Source organism: Pseudomonas sp. IT-P176 (assembly GCF_949767245.1).
In the GTDB taxonomy this organism is placed as follows: domain Bacteria; phylum Pseudomonadota; class Gammaproteobacteria; order Pseudomonadales; family Pseudomonadaceae; genus Aquipseudomonas.
Genome location: NZ_CATKPN010000079.1, coordinates 200,582 through 218,416, shown reverse-complemented (window position 1 = coordinate 218,416; position 17,835 = coordinate 200,582). Strand labels below are relative to the sequence as shown.

Sequence of the window (17,835 nt, the reverse complement as noted above, 5' to 3'; positions counted from 1 at the left end):
CGATCAATCTTCCTTGTCTTTGAGTAAACGGCCGGTCCTGGCGTCCAGGTCCAGCTCACGCACCACGCCCTGCGGGGTCAGCAGTTCGACTTCATAAATGTAGACGTCATGCTTCTCTTCCAGCTCCGCTTCCAGGAGCTTGGCGCCAGGGTAGCGGTCCAGCGCCTGCTGCAGCAGTTGCTCCAGCGGCAGGATCACCCCTTGCTGGCGCAGGCGCAGGGCTTCGTCCTGATCGAGATCGCGGGCCACTGCCAGTGAGCAGACCGCCAGTAGCGCCAGGGCACCAAGCCCATAAGCGCGCAGATTAACCTTCATTACGTATCCTGATGATCCTTGAGTAGCTGCCCGCTGACAGCGTCCAATTCCAGGTCCCACTGAATGCCTTGTTGATCACGCAACTCGATCTGGTAGATGTACTTGCCGTACTCTTCTTCCAGTTCGGTTTCAGTGATGGTCGCGCCGGGGTGTTTGGCCAGTGCGCTGGCATTGAGCTTCTCGAAAGACACAATGGTACCAGCGTCACGCAATCTCAGGGCCTCATCCGGTCCCAGGTCACGGGCGTGGGCCAGGCTGGCCGTCAGGGCGATCAGGCTGGCGGTGAACAGGGTGGTCAGGGTTTTCATGGGCGGTCTCCAGATCGGTATGGGCCCAGACTAACGGCAGCAACTTAATTCAAACTGAATCGCCATCATTGATGGACGACGTACACCAACCCAGCAGGAGCGCGGCTTGCCGGCGATGGCGTCCCCAGGATGCCCCGCAAGCCTGGCTGCACTAAGCGAGAGCTGTATGAGCGCTATCCATATCAAATTCCCGGCCCTGACCCTCAAGGCCGGACCGCGGGCTTTCACGCGGATTCGGCAACAGGGCCTGAACGCGATGCAAGTGGGCACGCTGCCCGGTGCCGCCGGTGGGCCCAAAGCCCTGGGCATCCAGGGCCTGGACCTGGCGCTGTTCGGCGAGTGGTTGCCGGCCGCGCCCCGTGAGCGCTCGCTGATTGGCGCCTCGGTGGGTTCCTGGCGCTTCGCCAGTGCTTGCTTGCCGGACGCCGCCGAAGGTATCCAGCGCCTGGGCCAGCTCTACACCGAACAGCATTTCAGCAAAGGCGTAAGCATGGCGCAGATCAGCCAGAGCTCGCGGCGCATGCTCGATGAACTGCTCGATGGCCGCGATGCGCGGATCCTCGACAACCCCCACTACCGTTTGAACATCATGGTGGTCAGGAGCCACGGCCTGCTGGCGGACGATCACCGCGGCCGCCTCGGCCTGGGGCTGTCGTCGGTGATCGCCGATAACCTGCGGGGACGCGCACGCTTGTCGCGACATTTCGAACGGCTGATCATCCATGATCCGCGCCTCGCGCCGCCGCTCAATGCCCTGCACGACTTCCCTTCGCGTTATGTCGCGTTGAATGCCGGCAACTTGCGCCAGGCCTTGCTCGCGTCGGGTTCGATCCCGATGGTCATGGAGGGCGTGCGTGACTTGCCGGGGGCCGGAGCCGGGACCTTTCGCGACGGTGGCCTGCTGGACTACCACCTCGATTTGCCCTACAGCGGCGACGACATCGTGCTTTATCCGCACTTTACCGACCGGGTAATTCCTGGCTGGTTCGACAAGACCCTGCCCTGGCGTCGCGCCTGCCCCCAGCGCTTGCAGGATGTACTGTTGCTGGCACCGTCCAAGGACTACCTGGCCCGCCTGCCCTACGGCAAACTCCCGGACCGCAACGACTTCAAGCGATTCATGGATGATGCCCCCGGCCGCCAGAAATACTGGCGCACCACCATGCAGGAAAGCCAGCGCCTGGGCGACGAGTTCCTCGAACTGGCCGCCAGCGGCCGCCTGGGCGAGCACTTGCTGACCCTTTAGTCAGTGTTTTCCCGCAAGCGTTATTTCAAGCTGTTAAACTCGCGGCCTGCCCCATCGCCGCGGGCGATAGCCACCTGACAGAGCTCAAACCACTGTGGAAATTTTCAAAGAATTCACCTTCGAGTCCGCCCACCGCCTGCCCCACGTTCCGGACGGCCACAAGTGCGGGCGCCTGCACGGCCACTCGTTCAAAGTGGCGATCCACCTGAGCGGTGACCTCGACCCGCACACTGGCTGGATCCGTGACTTCTCGGAAATCAAGGCGATCTTCAAGCCGCTGTACGAGCGCCTGGACCACAACTACCTGAACGACATCCCTGGCCTGGAAAACCCGACCAGTGAAGTGCTGGCCAAGTTCATCTGGAATGAACTCAAGCCACTGCTGCCGGAACTCAGTGCAATCCGCATCCACGAGACTTGCACCAGCGGTTGCATCTATCGCGGCGAGTGAGCCAGGCAGTCGAAAAAAACCACCGTCCCCGGTGGTTTTTTTATGCCTGTAGTTTGGCGCTCCTTGTGACTGAAGACGCGCTCCCACTTGGGTCCGGTGTTTGGTCAGGCGCACCGCTTTCGAGCCCGTCTTGGGCCAAATACCCGCGCTCGACTATAAGTAATAGGGCCATCACCGGCTTTGGCATGAGCACTGCAACACCCCCGCGTCCTCCTCTCTCGCAAGGAACGCCACATGACGCAGAACGATCCGGGCAACGACTACCCTCTCAGTGAAGTGCCGATGCATGCCCGCAAGGGCCTGATGTCGACGGCCATGGTGCTGCTGGGCTTTACTTTTTTTACGGCGACCATGTTTGCCGGCGGCAAACTCGGGGTGGCATTCAGTTTTGCCGAAATGATGACGGTGATTGTCCTCGGCAACCTGCTGCTGGGCATGTATGCCGCAGGCCTGGGCTACATCGCCTTCAAGAGCGGCCTCAACTCGGTGCTGATGGGACGTTTCTGCTTTGGTGAACTGGGCAGCAAGCTCAGCGACCTGATCCTCGGTTTCACCCAGATTGGCTGGTATGCCTGGGGCACGGCCACGGCTGCCGTGGTGCTGGGCAAATATTTGCAGTTGAGCGACGGTACGGTGCTGGGGCTGATGGTGCTGTTCGGCCTGGTGTTCTGCGCCACGGCCTATGTCGGCTATCGCGGCCTGGAAATCCTCTCCTACATCGCGGTGCCGGCGATGATGATGCTGCTGATGCTGTCGATGTGGGTTTCCACGCTGCAGATCGGTGGCCTCGACGCGCTGCTGGCAGTGGTGCCGAGCAGCCACATGGACTGGTCGACCGCCATCACCCTGGTGTTCGGCACCTTTGTCAGCGGTGCGACCCAGGCCACCAACTGGACCCGCTTTTCCCGTTCCGCCCGGGTCGCGGTGCTGGCGAGCCTGATCGGGTTTTTCCTTGGCAACGGCCTGATGGTCCTGATCGGTGCCTATGGGGCCATCGTCTATCAGCAACCGGATGTGGTCGAGGTCCTGCTGTTGCAAGGGTTCGCCATCGCTGCGATGGCCATGCTGCTGCTCAACATCTGGAGCACCCAGGACAACACCATCTACAACTTCGCCGTGGCCGGCTGCAACCTGTTGCGCACCCGGCGGCGCAAAACCGTGACCCTGGCCGGCGCCGTGATCGGCACTCTGCTGGCGCTGCTGGGCATGTACGACATGCTGGTCCCTTACCTGATCCTGTTGGGCACGGTGATTCCGCCGATTGGTGGAGTGATCATGGCGGACTTCTTCTACCGTTATCGTGGCCACTATCCGCGCCTGGCCGATGCCCGGCTGCCGGCCTTCAACTGGGCCGGACTCGGCGCCTATGCAGTCGGCACCGTCGCCGCGTTCGGCTCGCCGTGGGTCGCGCCGCTGGTAGGGATCGGCGCTGCCGCGCTAACGTATGTGGCATTGACCTGCGTCCTGGGGACCCGTACCTCCAGCGCAGCACTACCAGATCTATAAAGGGATTCGCCTGATGCACATCATCAACGCCCGCCTGCGCAACCGTGAAGGCTTGCATGAGCTGCACCTGGAAAACGGCCTGATCAGCGGGATCGCCCGCCAGACCGAGGCACCGACCCTGGGCCCCGACGACCTCGACGCGAACGGCAACCTGGTGGTGCCGCCTTTCGTCGAGCCGCACATTCACCTCGACGCCACGCTGACCGCCGGTGAGCCGCGCTGGAACATGAGCGGCACGCTGTTCGAAGGCATCGAATGCTGGGGCGAGCGCAAGGCGACCATTACCCAGGAAGACACCAAGACCCGGGCGAAAAAGACCATTGACACCCTCGCCGCCCATGGCATCCAGCATGTGCGCACCCACGTCGATGTCACCGACCCGCAACTGACCGCGCTCAAGGCCATGCTCGAAGTGCGCGAAGAGAGCCGGCACCTGATCGACCTGCAGATCGTCGCCTTTCCCCAGGAAGGCATCGAGTCCTACCGCAATGGCCGCGAGCTGATGGCGGAAGCGATTCGCCTGGGCGCCGACGTGGTGGGGGGCATTCCGCATTTTGAATACACCCGCGACCAGGGTGTCAGCTCGGTGAAGTTCCTGATGGACCTGGCCGAGCGCACCGGCTGCCTGGTGGACGTGCATTGCGACGAAACCGACGACCCGCACTCACGCTTTCTCGAAGTGCTGGCCGAAGAAGCCCGCAGCCGCGACATGGGTGCGCGGGTGACCGCCAGCCACACCACGGCCATGGGCTCCTACGACAACGCCTACTGCGCCAAGCTGTTTCGCCTGCTGGGGCACTCGGGGATCAGTTTTGTCTCCTGCCCGACCGAGAGCATTCACTTGCAAGGGCGCTTCGACAATTTCCCGAAACGCCGGGGCGTGACCCGGGTCAACGAGTTGCTCGAAGCCGGCATGAACGTGTGTTTTGGCCAGGACTCGATCGTCGACCCGTGGTACCCACTGGGCAATGGCAACATCTTGCGGGTCCTGGAAGCCGGCCTGCACATCTGCCACATGCTCGGCTACCGCAACCTGCAAAGCTCGCTGGACCTGGTGACCGACAACAGCGCCAAGGCCATGGCCCTGGGCGACCGCTACGGGCTGGAACCGGGGCGGCCAGCCAACCTGCTGATCCTCTCGGCCGACAGTGACTACGAAGTGATCCGCAGCCAGGGACTGCCGCTGTACTCGATCCGCGGCGGCAAGGTGTTGATGAAACGCCAGATGCCAGTGGTCGAGATGTTTGGCTCGGCTTGATCCGATCGGCCTCATCGCGAGCAGGCTCGCGATGGCGGATCTGAATTCACCGGATCAAGCGCGCCGTCCCGAACAAGCTGACCCGGTTCAACTCACCGTCCTGCTCTTCGAGCAACACTGGGGCCGTGCCGCCGGGCATCACCACCGCTACCCTGCCCGCGGTCACCCAGCCGACACTCCACGCGGCACAGGCTACCGCGCTGGCGCTGGTGCCCGAGGACGCGGTCGGGCCTTCACCGCGTTCGAACACCCGGGCACTGAGGCGGTTGGCCGATTCGCGCATTGCCCATTGCAGATTGACCCCGGCGGCACAGGGCTGCCCCCCGCCGCTGGGTGGGGCGAATGCAATGCGAGTCAGGTCGTCCGCCAGGCCGGGAGCGGCCATCTGCAGGTTGCTCGGCAGCCCGTCCGCCTGGGTCACCAACGTCACGCAATGGGGGTTGCCGATGCGCACGAATTGACTGTGTTGCCACTGAGGATTGACCCGGGCCAGCTGCGGCACATGGCTCAATGGTCGCTGATTCAACTGCGCCGCTGACACTCCCTGAGCCGCCACCGCCGGCGGGCCGAACTGAGGCTTGCCCAGGTCCAGCCAAAACCCTTGCACAGCCTCGACTTCGGCCGCGTGTACCGAGGTTTGCACGGGCGACCGGGCGTTGCCCTGGTCATGATGGACCTTGAGCAGACTGCAGCCCTCGGCCAGCATCAAGCCCTGCTCGGTCAACGCCTGGGCGAAGATGGTCAAGCCATTGCCGCTGCGCTCGGCCAGGGTCCCGTCGGTGTTGACGATCAACAGGTCAAAGGGCGCGGCCTGTTGAAATGGGCCGACCAGCAAACCATCGCTGCAATGCGCCTTGGCCCCGTCTGGCTGCGTGCCCGGCGCCCAACTGCAGCAGGCCAGGATCGCCCGTGAAGTCCAGGCCATTCGTTGTTGCGCCGCCTCGGCGGCGGTGTCAGGCAGGTCGATCCCCAGTTCGCGCAATTGCTGGGGGCTGACCACCGCATAGATGTTCCCGCGTGCATCAAACAACGAGGTCATGAACAGATCCTGGGTTGAGTCTGGAGTGATTGCCCACTGTAGGCGATTTCCTCGGATCAACGAACCGCCTGGTGACGAACCCCGAGGTCGTCTGACGGTCACTGATGTGCAAGGATGTGCCCCTGTTTGTCGCTTCCATTGAAAGACCAAGGATTTTCCATGACCGCCATCACGTCACCCGCCCAGGTAATCCCTGGGCGCCTCGAGCAGATGTCGACCCGCATCGCATTCTTCATCGCCGGCTTTGGCATTGCCGCGTGGGCGCCGCTGGTGCCCTACGCCAAGGCACGGGCCGGGCTGGATGAAGGCACCCTCGGCCTGCTGCTACTGAGCCTGGGGGTCGGCTCGATCCTGGCGATGCCGCTGGCCGGCGTGCTGGCGACGCGCTTCGGCTGTCGGCGCGTGCTGACCGGCGGCACGCTGCTGATCTGCCTGGCGCTGCCGTTGCTGGCGACGGTGTCCACGGTGCCCCTGCTGATTGCTGCACTGTTCCTGTTCGGTGCCGGCCTGGGTACGGTGGACTCGACGACCAACCTGCAGGCGGTGATTGTCGAGCGCGCCAGCGGCAAGACCATGATGTCGGGTTTTCATGGCATGTTCAGCCTCGGTGGGATTGTCGGCGCGGCGGGGGTCAGCGCCCTGCTGGGCCTGGGCATTTCTCCGCTGGGGGCGATGGCCGTGGTGATCCTGATGCTCCTTGCGGCCCTGTTCAAGGCCGCGCCCCATCTGCTGACCTACGGCAGCGAAAGCACCGGGCCGGCGTTTGCGGTGCCCCACGGGATCGTGCTGTTCATCGGTGGCATGTGCTTCATCGTGTTCCTGGCTGAAGGCGCGGCACTGGACTGGAGCGCGGTATTCCTCGCCCAGGAGCGTGGGATCGACACGGCGTATGCGGGATTGGGGTATGCGGCGTTCGCCCTGACCATGACCATCGGACGCCTGACCGGCGACCGGATTGTCCGCCGACTGGGCGCTACCCGGGTGATCGTGTTCGGTGGCCTGACCGCCGCCGCGGGCTTGTTCCTGGCGACCTTTGCCCCGAGCTGGGAAGCGGCCCTGGTGGGCTATGCGCTACTGGGCGTGGGCTGTTCGAACATCGTGCCGGTGCTGTACACCGCGGTCGGCAAACAGACGGTGATGCCCGAAAGCATTGCCGTGCCGGCTATCACCACCCTGGGTTATGCCGGCATTCTCGCCGGGCCCGCAGTGATCGGTTTTGTCGCCCACGCCAGCAGCCTGAGTTTTGCCTTTGGCTTGATGGCGCTGTTGCTGGTGGCAGTGGCCATTGGCGGGAAAGTGTTGAAGGTGTGACAGCATCGCGAGCTGGCTCGTTTGTGGGAGCGAGCCTGCTCGCGATGAAAGCACTGCGGCCTATCAGAAACCGACGCTGGCCTGGACGAAGAAGGTCCTTGGCGCACCCACGTACATCCCCGCATTGTTGTCGCTGGAGCGGGTGAAGTACTGCTTGTCGAAGAGGTTTTTCACCCCGGCGCCGAGCTTCAGGTTCGACAGTTGCGCGCCAAAGTCATAGCCGCCACGCACGTTCCAGGTCACATAACCCGGGATGTCGCCGTACTGTCCGTCGGCAGTGCCTTCGGTGATGTAGTCGCCGCTGAAACTGCCATCGGCATTCACCGCAGTGCCCGGTGAGTGCTGCTTGGACTGGGCGAACGCATCGACGTTGTAGGTCCAGCGGTTGACGTCGTAACGCAGGCCGACGGTGGCTACCTGACGGGAGTAGAACGGCAGGTCACGGCCCTTGAAACCCGGGATCTCGCCTTCATATACGGCGCGGGTGTAGGTGACCCCGGCATTGGCGGTCAGGCCATCGAGCCGTGGGTCGAGCGCGGCCATGTCGTAGTGCACCGAGGCTTCAATGCCCTGGTGGGTGGTGGCGCCCAGGTTGGTCCAGCCGGCATCGTTGCTGATGTATTGCAGCTCTTCGTCGAAGTCGATGTAGAACAGCGTCACTTCAGCGCCCCACACATCATCGTTGTAGCGCGTACCGATTTCGTAGGTCTTGGCCTTTTCCGGGTTGAGGCCGCTGGCGGTCTCGTCACCCGAACCGCCCTGGCCCAGCTGGAAATACTGCAAGGCGCCGAACGAGGTTTCGTAGTTGGCGAACAGCTTCCAGGCATCGGACAGGTGATACATCACGCTCAAGGCCGGCAGCGGTTCATGGCTGTCGATGCTGCGGCGTTTCTCCTGCACCGGTTTGCCCGACGTATCGAGCACCGGGCGGTCGTGCCACTCGGTGCGGATGTCTTCAAAACGAATGCCCGGGGTCACGGTCCAGTTGCCGACATCAATTTTGTTGTCGACGTAGAACGCGTTGGCTTCGGTGCCGCCGGTGCGGTCCTGGTACACGTGGCCGTCGGAGGTCGGGGTCTGCACCGGCTGGTTGTTCACCAGCGCCAGGCGGCTGGCCTGTTCGTGCATGCCCTCCTTGAGGTAGCGATAACCGACGCTGACTTCCTGGGAAGTCGGACCGACATCGAACACATGGGACACCCGTGGCTCGATGCCGAAGGTGTAGTAGGTGCGCGGGTAGGAACTCAGGGTTTTCTGGTCGCGGGCGGCGATGGTGCTGCCGCGAAAACTGTCGGAGTAGTAGGTCAGCACTTCGGCCTGGGTACGATCGCCGATCAGCCGCGCCCACTTGAAGGACACGTCCTTGCGCCGGCCGGCGAAGTTGTCGTGGTCGCGCACCGACTGGTAGGGATCTTCGTCGTACTGTTGCTGGGTCAGCCCGCCGGGCATATCAGCCTTGGCGTCGTAGTAGTGGAAGTTCAGCGAAAAATCGTCGACATCGGTGGGCGCCCAGTGAGTCTTGAGGATCACGTCGTCGATGTCGTTGTCGTTATTGCTTTCCCGATAGCCGTTGCCGTTGACCCCGGAGTACAACAGTGCCACGCCCATGCCGTTGTCCGCGGTGCCGCCGAGAAACGCCGTGTCGATGTGCTTCCAGCCACCGCGCTGGGAGGTTTCCAGGGTGCTGCCGATTTCCCCGGTGGCTTTCTCCGGGATGGCCCGGGTCACGAAGTTGATCACCCCACCGACGTTCTGCGGGCCATAACGAACCGACCCTGCGCCCCGTACCACGTCGATGCTGTCGAGGTTGCCGGAGGAGATCGGCGCCATCGACAGCTGCGGCTGGCCGTAAGGGGCGAAGGCAGCCGGGACACCATCGATCAACACCGTGGAGCGCGGTGACAGGCGCGAGGTCAGGCCACGCACACCGACGTTCAGGGAGATGTCACTGCCGCCCGTGCCGTTGGCGTCCTGGACCTGCACCCCGGGTACACGCTTGAGCACGTCGCCGACGGTCATCGCGCCCTGCTCGACCATGGCCTCACGACGGATCACCGTGCGTGCACCAGGGTGGTTCTGCACCACCGCCGCATTGGCGTCAGCCAGCCAGTCGCCGACCACGGTGATGTCGGTCACCCCCAGTTCCAGCGGACCCGCTGCGGATGTCGAAGTGGCGGCCGGGCTCAGGGTCACCGAACCCTGGTCGATCGAATACTCCAGGCCGCTGCCCTGCAGCAACTGGCGCAAGGCCTGCTCCGGCGACAAGTTGCCGTCCACCGCCGGCGCCTGCTTGCCGGCCACCAGTTGCGGATCGAAAAACACCTGCAGGGAGGTCTGCTGACCCAGTTGGCTGAGGGCCGCCCCCAGGGGTTGCGCTTGAATCTGGATGTTGCCGCCAGCCGCCTCGGCATACGCCAGCGGCAGGCCCGCATTGACGGCCAGTGCCAGCGCCAGGGGCAGCCAACGGGAAGAAAGCGTGGCGGGTTTGTTGTTTTTCGCGCGGGGGTTTTTCACGTCGAACCTTGTCCTGTTGATCGCAAATAGGTGCGGCTGTTAATGCAAACCAGTTGCAGTTGGACAAGAAGACGAAGAACTCGAAAAAAACCTGAATCTATCGCGCAATTATTTCCTGGCTGCCGTCATCGCGGGTCCGGATCGCCACCGGCAGGATGCTCGGCAAGGCCTTGAGCAAGGCCTCGGTGTTGTCAGTCTTGAACACGCTGCTCAGGCGTAGATTGCCCACCGCTGCGCTGCCCACGGTCAACGGCCGCTGCCGATAGCGCGAGACTTCTGCTGCCACTTCACTGAGGCTGGCATCGTTGAATACCAGCTTGCCGCTGCGCCAGGCGGTCAGCGCCTGGGCATCGACCGCCTCGGCCGGAGCGACCCGACCCTGAGCGTCCACCCGGGTCGCCAGTCCCGCCGAGAGGCTGACGAAGTCACTGTCGTGTCCCTGCACCTTGACCCTGCCCTGCTCCACCACGACCCGCGTTTCCTGAGCGTCGCGGCGTACATCGAAGCGAGTGCCCGTGACCGTCACCTTGCCCGTGCCCGCCGCCACCACAAAGGGCCGGCTGCTGTCGTGTTCGACGTTGAACATGGCTTCGCCCTGGGTCAGTTCGATGCCCCGCTGGTCGCCCTGGAAATTCACCCGGACCTGGCTGCGACTGTTCAGCTCGATCAGCGAGCCGTCCGGCAAGCTCACCTGGCGTCGCTCGCCCAAGGCGGTGGAAAACTCTGCACGGTAACTGGCCGGACCACCCAGGCCATTGAACAGGCCGAAACCCACCGCCACCACCAGCACACTGGCTGCCACCGCATACTGCAGCAGTGGTCGGCGCTTGAGCTGCGTGGGTGGGGTTGCGCACAGGGCTTGCAAGCGCGCCTTGGGCACCAGCTCGGTGGCACGCCACAGGCCTTGCAGCAGTTGATATTCGTCGCGGTGCTGCGGGTGTTGCTCCAGCCAGGCGTTGAACCGTTGCTGGTCGCCTGGGTTCAGCGGTGCATCCTGCACACGGGAAAACCACAGCGCCGCCTCGTCGCGAACCGTGGTCTGTCCGCACGCGCAATCCCGGTTATCCATCATGCAAGGTCCTGTCGGGCGGTGGCTGGAAATGGCTGGCTGTTCATGGCGCAGCCCCGTCGAGGCGCTCACGTAGATGCCGCAGGGTGCGGATCATATACTTTTCCACCATGTTTTTAGACAGTCCCAGGCGTTCGGCGATTTCCGCCTGGGTCAGCCCTTCGAGCTTCTGCCAGATGAACACCTTGCGACAGTTGGCGGGCAACTCGGACAGCGCCCGCTCGATGCAGTCTGCCAGCTGGATCGCGTGCATGTAGTGCTCCGGGTCATCGCTCGACGACCCACGAGGATCCAGCGCCTCGGACTCCATGGCGCCCCGCCGGTCCTCACGCCGATAACCATCCACCGCGATGTTGCGCGCAGTCTGGTGCAAATAGGCCCGCGGCTGCTGCACCTGGCTCGAGTCGGATTCCAGCACCCGCACGAAGGTGTCGTGGGCCAGGTCCTCGGCTTGCTGGCGATTTCTCAACCGGCGCGTCCAGGTTCCGACCAACTCTTCGTAGTGCTCGAAAAATCCGGGTCTGCGGGGCAGCTTGGAGGTCATCACGGTGCGCTGTGGTGGCGAGGGCGTGAATAGTAATGCTTCCTATTAATGCCGGCAATGCACCGCCCAGACCACTCATCCTCTCAACCCTTGCCTGCATTCGTTGTACCCGCTCTCAAGGCATGATCAGGGTGATCAGGTAATTGCCCGAGCGTAGCGGCTTGCCGGTTTCGTCCACTAACTGATACTGCTGATCGAAATACCGACTGTCCCGCCCAGTATCGGACAGCAACTTGGCCTTGACCGCCGAAGCGTCACGCGCCGTGACATGACTCACCGGCATCACCCGTCGTGCCTCGATAGTCGTACCCCGGCTCTGCGCCGGGCACCCCGTCAGTGCCACTACGGCACCCGCGCCCATGCTCGAGGTGCAGGCGGGTTCGACAATCGCACCCTGAAAGTGGATAACGCCCTGCAAAGGCGCGCTGGCCGCCACACACGAGCCATTGAATACAGCGTACAAACTGATTCCGAGCAATAGCTGCTTGCCGTTCATGGTCAACACTCCTTAGGGGGTTAAGGACTGCATCGGCAAGTCTGGCTCAAATCTTGAGTTTTAAAGCCACAGCGTTTTTTGTGGAGGGTCGGGGGGGAAGATTTCACGGTGCTTGCCAGCCAGGTCCACGACAAATATGACAATCACGATCATTCGCGTGCCTCCAGCTTCTATCCCCCCACGAACCAGTAAAAACAGCTGCTATCGGTCGTAGATCAGGTCAAGCGGCTGGGCCTGCCAGCTCAACAGTACCGCCACCCCAGCGCAGGCCAGCAGCGTGCCGCCCAGGTTCTGACTCCAACCCGCGAGCATCAGGCCACTGCCTATCAACATGTAATACATCAAGCCAAACAAGGCGCCGGCAGTCCCCAAGCGATCGCGATAAGCCGCCAGTGCTGAACCCAGGATATTGGGGATCGCCATGCCAAACGCCATAACCACCAACAACATCGGCGCTAGGAACCAGACACTGGCGTGCAGTCCTTGTACCCCTATCGCCCCCAGCAACGCCACCATCCCAGCCATCGCGATCAGGCGTGGTCCCTTAACTGAGCGTTTGAGCAACTGCGTGTTCAACACCGCCCCCAGTCCCGATCCAAGGGCAAGAATCACTCCGCTATAGCCAAACAGTTCCGGACTCAGTCCCAGGCGTTGAAACTCGAAGGGCGCGAGGCTGTAGTAGCTCAAAAGCGCAATGTTGAATACCGCCACCAACAATGCTGAACGCCAGATCGCGATGTCCTTGAGCATCAGCCACAAGGTTGCGAACAGGGGGGGTGCGCAACGGCGCTCAGGTCGCGTCTCGGGCAAAGTCCAGGCACACCAGGCGACCAGGGCCAATGCCAACACCAAAAGACAAACCTGCACACCTCGATAGCCAAATTCGCTAACCAGCGTCATACCGGCAAAGAGACCCAGCGCCGGACTGATTGCCAGGGCCATGCCGACCAGAGAGAACACGCGCGCCAACGCCGCCCCCTCGAAAAGGTCCCGCAACACTGTTTGTGTCCCCACCGAACCGACCGCAGCACCGAAGGCTGCCAGTGCTTGCACCGCCAGCAGAACACTGAAGGTGTTGGCCACCAGGGCCATGACCGAGGCGACGGCATACACTGCCAGGCCCGCGAGCATCGTGGGTCGTCGACCGATCTGGTCACAGGCTCGCCCCCACACCACCACGCCGGCGGCGAATGCCAGAAAGTACACTGATAGAAGTTGGGCGGCGACGGCAGGCGTCACCCGAAATACTTGTCCGATATCGGTTAACGCCGGACTGTAGAGGGTTTGTGCGACCTGCCCAAACATCAACAGGGCAATGGCCAGGCGTAGCAAATTACTGGTGTCCATGACGGCTCACTCACCTAAAGGAATGGTGGTGATTTTAAAGTAGCGTTGTTGACGTATTATCTTGATCAGGACAAAAAACCACTAAGATCGGACAATGTATGGCATGGCTTGAAGCCCAGGCATCTTTCGACCCGGACGTATATCCCGCCGAGGTCATTGGCATTGCAGCCTGCCTGGGCAACCATGACTCAGGCCTGCATGAGCACGAACGCGGGCAGTTGTTGTTCACCCGCCAGGGCTGCACCCGGATCACCCTGGCCGGACAGTTGTGCCTGTTGCCCCCATCGCGCGCGGCATGGATCCCGCCAAGGGTCAGCCATCGCGCAGTCATGCAACACAGCGTCGATTACCGATCCGTTTACCTGACTGCGCAGCTGTCTGCATCGTTACCCCGCAAGGTCTGCGTGATCGAGGTCAGCCCGTTGCTGCAGGCGGTGCTGGAACCGATTGCCATGGCCCCGTTCGACACCGACTGGCAACAGGGCAAGTTCATGCATCTGCTGCAATTGTGTCTGGGTGAAATCCGTGAGGCCAGCCTCCAGCCGATGCTATTGCCCCTGCCTTGGGATCATCGTTTGGCGCCCTTGCTGACCACGCTCGAGGACCTGCCGCCACAGTTAGACGTATTGGCCACAAGAGTGGGTGCCAGTAGCAAAACCATTGGACGGATATTCCAGCGGGAAACGGGCATGGGCTATCAGCAATGGCGCCAACAGTGGCGTCTGATGCGCGCCATCGAATTGCTCGCCACCGGTCGCAACATCAGCTACAGCGCCTTCGAGTTGGGGTTTGCCAGCGACAGCGCGTTCATCGCATTTTTCAAAGCCATGACCGGCACGACACCCGGCGTCTACTTCCGATAACGGGAGTTGCACACTAGAACGGCAAATACCGGTAGCGACCTGCCGCAGCGCTACGGCGTCAGCAAGAACCTCGCAGGTCCGCAGAGCAACATGCTAGATTCGCGCTTCAACCGGCACGACAACAAGGAGTGTTCACCGATGAAGTTCGGCTACCTGATTATCTACGTCCCCGACGTTCGCGCGTCCCTCGAGTTCTTCTCCTCGGCCTTCGGCCTGGCCACACGATTCATCCATGAGTCGGGCACCTACGGCGAACTGGAAACCGGCGAGACCGCCCTGGCCTTCGCCGCCGATGAACTGGCCGGGATGAATTTCAGCGCTGGCCACGTCTCGGCCCACGCCAGCGCCAAACCACTGGGCATGGAAGTGGCCCTGGTCACCGACGACGTGCTGGCGGCCCATGCTCGTGCATTGCAGGCCGGCGCCCGGGAAATCGCCGTGCCGGTGCACAAACCCTGGGGACAAACCGTGTCCTACGTGCGCTGCCCGGACGGCACGCTGGTGGAACTCTGCTCGCCGATTGCCTGACGAACACCCCCATCACGGAGACTGGCAATGAGCGAGACGACTTATAACGGCGGCTGCCTGTGCGGCTGGATTCGCTAGACGCGCGCCGAACGTAACCTGACGCAGTTGAACCTTGGCGACACCAAACTGCGCTTGATCTTCATCCGGCGCGTTAGCCCCCCTTGGGTCGACCACCAATGACCAATAGTTGCGCAGTTGCGCAAGCCAATTCGGCGCTTGCCGCCGTGTCGAACAGACTATGACCAGGCAGCGGGCTAGCCGCCTGGGTTTGTCGCTGCTGGCCGGGCCACTGGATATCGTTTTGTAGTACATGCCGTGGAAGCGTCAACGACAGTGGATTTTTAGTGAATCGCCTTATCGTTATTCGCTGTCCTCCACTATCGAAGCCGGCCAATAACTGCTCAGTTGCAGGATGCCTGGTGCACTATAAGTTGCATGCTGCACAAGACCGAGCGGAATTTTCCGACCGTCACTGTTGACCTCGATGCCAGTGCGAGTGGGTTCCCTGTGCATGACACTCAGGGTATCGCCAAGGCTCAACGGTAATACCGAAATTTGCGCTTTCGCTAACGCATCTCCGCGAAACTCTCGAAGATAGCGCACCTCCCCCGTACTGGACTTCAACACCACTGACATGTACACCGAGGCAAAGTATTCGTGAGGGACCGCCTCTGCGAACGCCAACCTCACAGTCCGTTCATTGAGGTCAAATGTGATGTCTCCAAGCCCTCTCGCGCCATTCCCCTGCAATGACCATTTCATACGGTTGCCAGCGATGGCCCGTCCATTGATGGGAGGGGTGAATTCAAGGGTGCGAAAACGCTCGAACAGATAAGCGCGTATGGATCCGGAAAAGGTATTGATTGCCCGCCTGAAGTCCTGTTTCAAAGGGAACTCATCGTGCAGAGCCCAGTGAGGTGAACGTTCAAGCAGCTCAGCAGTTCGCTGCATTTCTTCAATCAGATTTATATTCGCCAAGGTGCCCAGGATCGGATTAACCAGCCCTTGTGCCGTCACCTTCATTGGGTTGATTTGCGCACTTTCATCTATCACGGGCGAAGCTGAACTATTAGACACTTTCAAGCGTGAGGGCTCCCTGTGCAGGATTTCGATAGTATAGCCCTGTTCGATTGGGAGCTCATGCCGAAACCGCACGTTGTTTCTACCCCGTATTTGTCGGTCAAAAACGTGGAACCCCGATGCATTTCTCACCAACACCTGCGCGTAGACCTGATCTTCGAAGTACACATGTGGATCTTCTTGAACCAACTGAATCAGCAAGCGCCCTGTCGACACATCCACAGTCAGCGTACAAAAAACTCCGGACAGCCCCCCTAAATATATCCGTTGATCCGCGAGTACGCTTGCGTACTTCCTGACATAAGTACAATTCAAGCGAGTCTCATCACTATGATTCGCCACATAGCAATTGACACCCTGATATTCACCGTCCATTGCGCAGGGCAATTGCAACCTGTAGGCGCCAATGGGTAACCTCCCAGCCTGAACCAATTTACTGGTAATCCTTATAATCCTGGCTTGGCCAATAGCATCTTTTATCAGCAGGACCTTGCCGGCGATCATGGGGTAGGTGTCTTCATCGAATGAGAAGGTAATGCCGCCCGTCAACCCCGTCACCGCAAGTTGATCAGCACTGACCAGATGCAATGGACTTCTCACCCCCAACAACGCCTGGGCCTGGGCCAGTTCGCTCTGTCGAACGAGTCGATACAACGGATAAACCAGCAGGGCATTGCTATAGGCATTCGCCATCGCCTGACGTCCGGTAAGCGCTACCTTCACATAATCCATGAATGCAGACACATCAACATTTGCAACATCAATAGAGACATGGCTCAACAAATCCATTGCTGGATAATCGGCGACCTTAAACCCGACACTGTTGCTTATCCGGCGATAACGTTGATAGAACTCGACAAGGCCACGCTCTCCAGTCTTCCACAATATGAGCATATAAAAGAACATTATGAGGTGGCCGGCAGCACCTGCGCTACTCAGCCCCAAATCAAATACCCGTCGAGCATCCGCATAAAGTACGTCCTCACCTGCACCATACAACCACCCTACCTTGTAAACATCCTGCCCCAACCACTTCTCCTGATACAACTGACAGAATATATTATTCCAAATCTCACTCACCTGAATAATATCATCACTGAAGAACCCCCCTTGATAGCCATGACTTATCTCATGCAGGCTCCCCCAATTTTCCGCCCGTATATCCAGCCAGAAGGCAGCAACCGAGTCCGAAGTTTCAGCGGTCCACCCTCCGCCATAGTAGGCAGCACCAACACCAGACTTGTCAGCCTTCATGAAGTAACGATTGGGAATATTCTTATCCGTGGGCACTGCCGGTTCAAATGAAAGCCCGGCAAGGTAATTAAAGTACTCAAAAACGCGATTATAGTAGCTCGTCAGATTTTGCAGCCCGCTTGCCTGATGCAATGTTTTGACAACGCCTTTATCCTTTGCCGGAATCAGGACATTAGCATAGGTAGAACTGAACAATGCGTACTCTGCATTCCAAGAATCCCAATCAGAAAAAAACAAATCAATGTTTAGCCCTTGCCGATAAATCGGCAGGGACTTCGCCCCCCCCCAAATCTCGACTTCAATCTCAAGTAACTCTCCCGCCTGAGCCGTGTAGCGCGTAGAAACAAAAGGCACCGAAGCAACGCCCGCAATCAATTCGCGCCATTGCGTTTTTATTTCGGTGTGGGTTTCGGTTTTTTGATCATTATTCAATAAGCTCAGTGTCACCCCCACATTCGAGGTCGGGGTAATTTGCCTAACCCGTATCTTTGTTCCTGCTAAAAGTATTGTCCCCAGGTCTATTCGATCATGATGAATACCTTTATCGAGACCTGCCCTGAACATCCACTCAGGGCGCTCCAGGCTGTAGAAGCGATGAGTCGATCTTTGGATTTCTTCAACAGCCATTTCCACGTCTCCTGCCCAGAAAGACAGCAAGAGTAGAAGTTACGTGAAGTCGATAAAGCCTACTACTGACAGAACTGAC

The 17,835-nt window shown here is 60.6% G+C and carries 16 protein-coding genes; 7 read left to right on the top strand and 9 right to left on the bottom strand.

Annotation, left to right across the window (positions count from 1 at the left end; all coding sequences use genetic code 11):
- Positions 1 to 3: 3 nt before the first annotated feature.
- Positions 4 to 315 (bottom strand): PepSY domain-containing protein, encoded by a 312-nt coding sequence (locus ACM6IP_RS22210; protein WP_095167754.1) that lies wholly within the window; start codon positions 313 to 315, stop codon positions 4 to 6.
- Positions 315 to 623 carry a PepSY domain-containing protein gene (locus ACM6IP_RS22205; protein ID WP_095167752.1) on the bottom strand — a complete coding sequence of 103 codons (309 nt, stop codon included), beginning with the start codon at positions 621 to 623 and terminating at the stop codon, positions 315 to 317. Before ACM6IP_RS22205 ends, ACM6IP_RS22210 begins: the two co-directional genes overlap by 1 nt.
- A gap of 166 nt (positions 624 to 789) precedes the next feature.
- Between ACM6IP_RS22205 and ACM6IP_RS22200 the strand changes: the two genes are divergently transcribed.
- From ACM6IP_RS22200 to codA, 4 genes are all read left to right on the top strand, one after another.
- Positions 790 to 1,869 (top strand): patatin-like phospholipase family protein, encoded by a 1,080-nt coding sequence (locus ACM6IP_RS22200; RefSeq protein ID WP_414862293.1) that lies wholly within the window; start codon positions 790 to 792, stop codon positions 1,867 to 1,869.
- Positions 1,870 to 1,963: 94 nt separating this feature from the next.
- The gene (gene queD / locus ACM6IP_RS22195; protein ID WP_007955941.1) at positions 1,964 to 2,320 is read left to right on the top strand and encodes a 6-carboxytetrahydropterin synthase QueD; all 357 of its coding nucleotides are present in this window, start codon (positions 1,964 to 1,966) and stop codon (positions 2,318 to 2,320) included.
- 234 nt (positions 2,321 to 2,554) lie between these two features.
- Entirely contained in the window at positions 2,555 to 3,826 is a 1,272-nt protein-coding gene (gene codB / locus ACM6IP_RS22190) for a cytosine permease (protein ID WP_414862292.1), read from the top strand.
- A gap of 13 nt (positions 3,827 to 3,839) precedes the next feature.
- Positions 3,840 to 5,084, top strand: coding sequence for a cytosine deaminase (gene codA, locus ACM6IP_RS22185; protein WP_414862291.1), 1,245 nt, complete (start codon positions 3,840 to 3,842; stop codon positions 5,082 to 5,084).
- A 46-nt stretch (positions 5,085 to 5,130) separates the two neighbouring features.
- Here the strand turns inward: codA and ACM6IP_RS22180 are convergent, their stop codons facing one another.
- Positions 5,131 to 6,123: a diaminopimelate epimerase gene (locus ACM6IP_RS22180; RefSeq protein WP_414862290.1), complete on the bottom strand. Its 993-nt coding sequence runs from the start codon at positions 6,121 to 6,123 to the stop codon at positions 5,131 to 5,133.
- Between the two features lie 159 nt (positions 6,124 to 6,282).
- Here ACM6IP_RS22180 and ACM6IP_RS22175 point away from each other — a divergent pair, with 159 nt between their 5' ends.
- Positions 6,283 to 7,434: an MFS transporter gene (locus ACM6IP_RS22175; RefSeq protein WP_414862289.1), complete on the top strand. Its 1,152-nt coding sequence runs from the start codon at positions 6,283 to 6,285 to the stop codon at positions 7,432 to 7,434.
- Between the two features lie 63 nt (positions 7,435 to 7,497).
- On the opposite strand, the gene ACM6IP_RS22170 is transcribed toward ACM6IP_RS22175, so the two are convergent.
- The 5 genes from ACM6IP_RS22170 to ACM6IP_RS22150 all read right to left on the bottom strand — a co-directional run bounded on the left by ACM6IP_RS22170 (position 7,498) and on the right by ACM6IP_RS22150 (position 13,404).
- Positions 7,498 to 9,948 carry a TonB-dependent siderophore receptor gene (locus ACM6IP_RS22170; RefSeq protein ID WP_414862288.1) on the bottom strand — a complete coding sequence of 817 codons (2,451 nt, stop codon included), beginning with the start codon at positions 9,946 to 9,948 and terminating at the stop codon, positions 7,498 to 7,500.
- 97 nt (positions 9,949 to 10,045) lie between these two features.
- Complete coding sequence (locus ACM6IP_RS22165) at positions 10,046 to 11,020, bottom strand: FecR family protein (RefSeq protein WP_414862287.1); 975 nt, start codon at positions 11,018 to 11,020, stop codon at positions 10,046 to 10,048.
- 40 nt (positions 11,021 to 11,060) lie between these two features.
- Complete coding sequence (locus tag ACM6IP_RS22160; protein WP_414862286.1) at positions 11,061 to 11,561, bottom strand: sigma-70 family RNA polymerase sigma factor; 501 nt, start codon at positions 11,559 to 11,561, stop codon at positions 11,061 to 11,063.
- Between the two features lie 115 nt (positions 11,562 to 11,676).
- Entirely contained in the window at positions 11,677 to 12,057 is a 381-nt protein-coding gene (locus ACM6IP_RS22155) for a type 1 fimbrial protein (protein ID WP_414862285.1), read from the bottom strand.
- Between the two features lie 201 nt (positions 12,058 to 12,258).
- Positions 12,259 to 13,404: an MFS transporter gene (locus ACM6IP_RS22150; RefSeq protein WP_414862284.1), complete on the bottom strand. Its 1,146-nt coding sequence runs from the start codon at positions 13,402 to 13,404 to the stop codon at positions 12,259 to 12,261.
- Between the two features lie 98 nt (positions 13,405 to 13,502).
- On the opposite strand from ACM6IP_RS22150, the gene ACM6IP_RS22145 reads away from it, so the two are divergent.
- Together ACM6IP_RS22145 and ACM6IP_RS22140 are read left to right on the top strand one after the other, a co-directional pair.
- A complete protein-coding gene (locus ACM6IP_RS22145) occupies positions 13,503 to 14,267 on the top strand; it encodes an AraC family transcriptional regulator (protein ID WP_095167732.1) in 765 nt (254 codons plus the stop codon).
- Positions 14,268 to 14,405: 138 nt separating this feature from the next.
- On the top strand, positions 14,406 to 14,795 hold the full coding sequence (locus ACM6IP_RS22140; RefSeq protein WP_159998756.1) for a VOC family protein: 390 nt from the start codon (positions 14,406 to 14,408) through the stop codon (positions 14,793 to 14,795).
- 360 nt (positions 14,796 to 15,155) lie between these two features.
- Here ACM6IP_RS22140 and ACM6IP_RS22135 read toward each other — a convergent pair whose 3' ends face one another.
- The gene (locus ACM6IP_RS22135; RefSeq protein WP_414862283.1) at positions 15,156 to 17,756 is read right to left on the bottom strand and encodes a putative mucin/carbohydrate-binding domain-containing protein; all 2,601 of its coding nucleotides are present in this window, start codon (positions 17,754 to 17,756) and stop codon (positions 15,156 to 15,158) included.
- Between the last annotated feature and the right edge of the window lie 79 nt (positions 17,757 to 17,835).

Bases quoted from the DNA above. Each gene is read 5' to 3' on its own strand.
- ACM6IP_RS22210 (WP_095167754.1), bottom strand. From the start codon at position 315: ATGAAGGTTAATCTGCGCGCTTATGGGCTTGGTGCCCTGGCGCTACTG.
- ACM6IP_RS22205 (WP_095167752.1), bottom strand. From the start codon at position 623: ATGAAAACCCTGACCACCCTGTTCACCGCCAGCCTGATCGCCCTGACG.
- ACM6IP_RS22200 (WP_414862293.1), top strand. From the start codon at position 790: ATGAGCGCTATCCATATCAAATTCCCGGCCCTGACCCTCAAGGCCGGA.
- codB (WP_414862292.1), top strand. From the start codon at position 2,555: ATGACGCAGAACGATCCGGGCAACGACTACCCTCTCAGTGAAGTGCCG.
- codA (WP_414862291.1), top strand. From the start codon at position 3,840: ATGCACATCATCAACGCCCGCCTGCGCAACCGTGAAGGCTTGCATGAG.
- ACM6IP_RS22180 (WP_414862290.1), bottom strand. From the start codon at position 6,123: ATGACCTCGTTGTTTGATGCACGCGGGAACATCTATGCGGTGGTCAGC.
- ACM6IP_RS22175 (WP_414862289.1), top strand. From the start codon at position 6,283: ATGACCGCCATCACGTCACCCGCCCAGGTAATCCCTGGGCGCCTCGAG.
- ACM6IP_RS22165 (WP_414862287.1), bottom strand. From the start codon at position 11,020: ATGATGGATAACCGGGATTGCGCGTGCGGACAGACCACGGTTCGCGAC.
- ACM6IP_RS22160 (WP_414862286.1), bottom strand. From the start codon at position 11,561: ATGACCTCCAAGCTGCCCCGCAGACCCGGATTTTTCGAGCACTACGAA.
- ACM6IP_RS22155 (WP_414862285.1), bottom strand. From the start codon at position 12,057: ATGAACGGCAAGCAGCTATTGCTCGGAATCAGTTTGTACGCTGTATTC.
- ACM6IP_RS22150 (WP_414862284.1), bottom strand. From the start codon at position 13,404: ATGGACACCAGTAATTTGCTACGCCTGGCCATTGCCCTGTTGATGTTT.
- ACM6IP_RS22145 (WP_095167732.1), top strand. From the start codon at position 13,503: ATGGCATGGCTTGAAGCCCAGGCATCTTTCGACCCGGACGTATATCCC.
- ACM6IP_RS22140 (WP_159998756.1), top strand. From the start codon at position 14,406: ATGAAGTTCGGCTACCTGATTATCTACGTCCCCGACGTTCGCGCGTCC.
- ACM6IP_RS22135 (WP_414862283.1), bottom strand. From the start codon at position 17,756: ATGGCTGTTGAAGAAATCCAAAGATCGACTCATCGCTTCTACAGCCTG.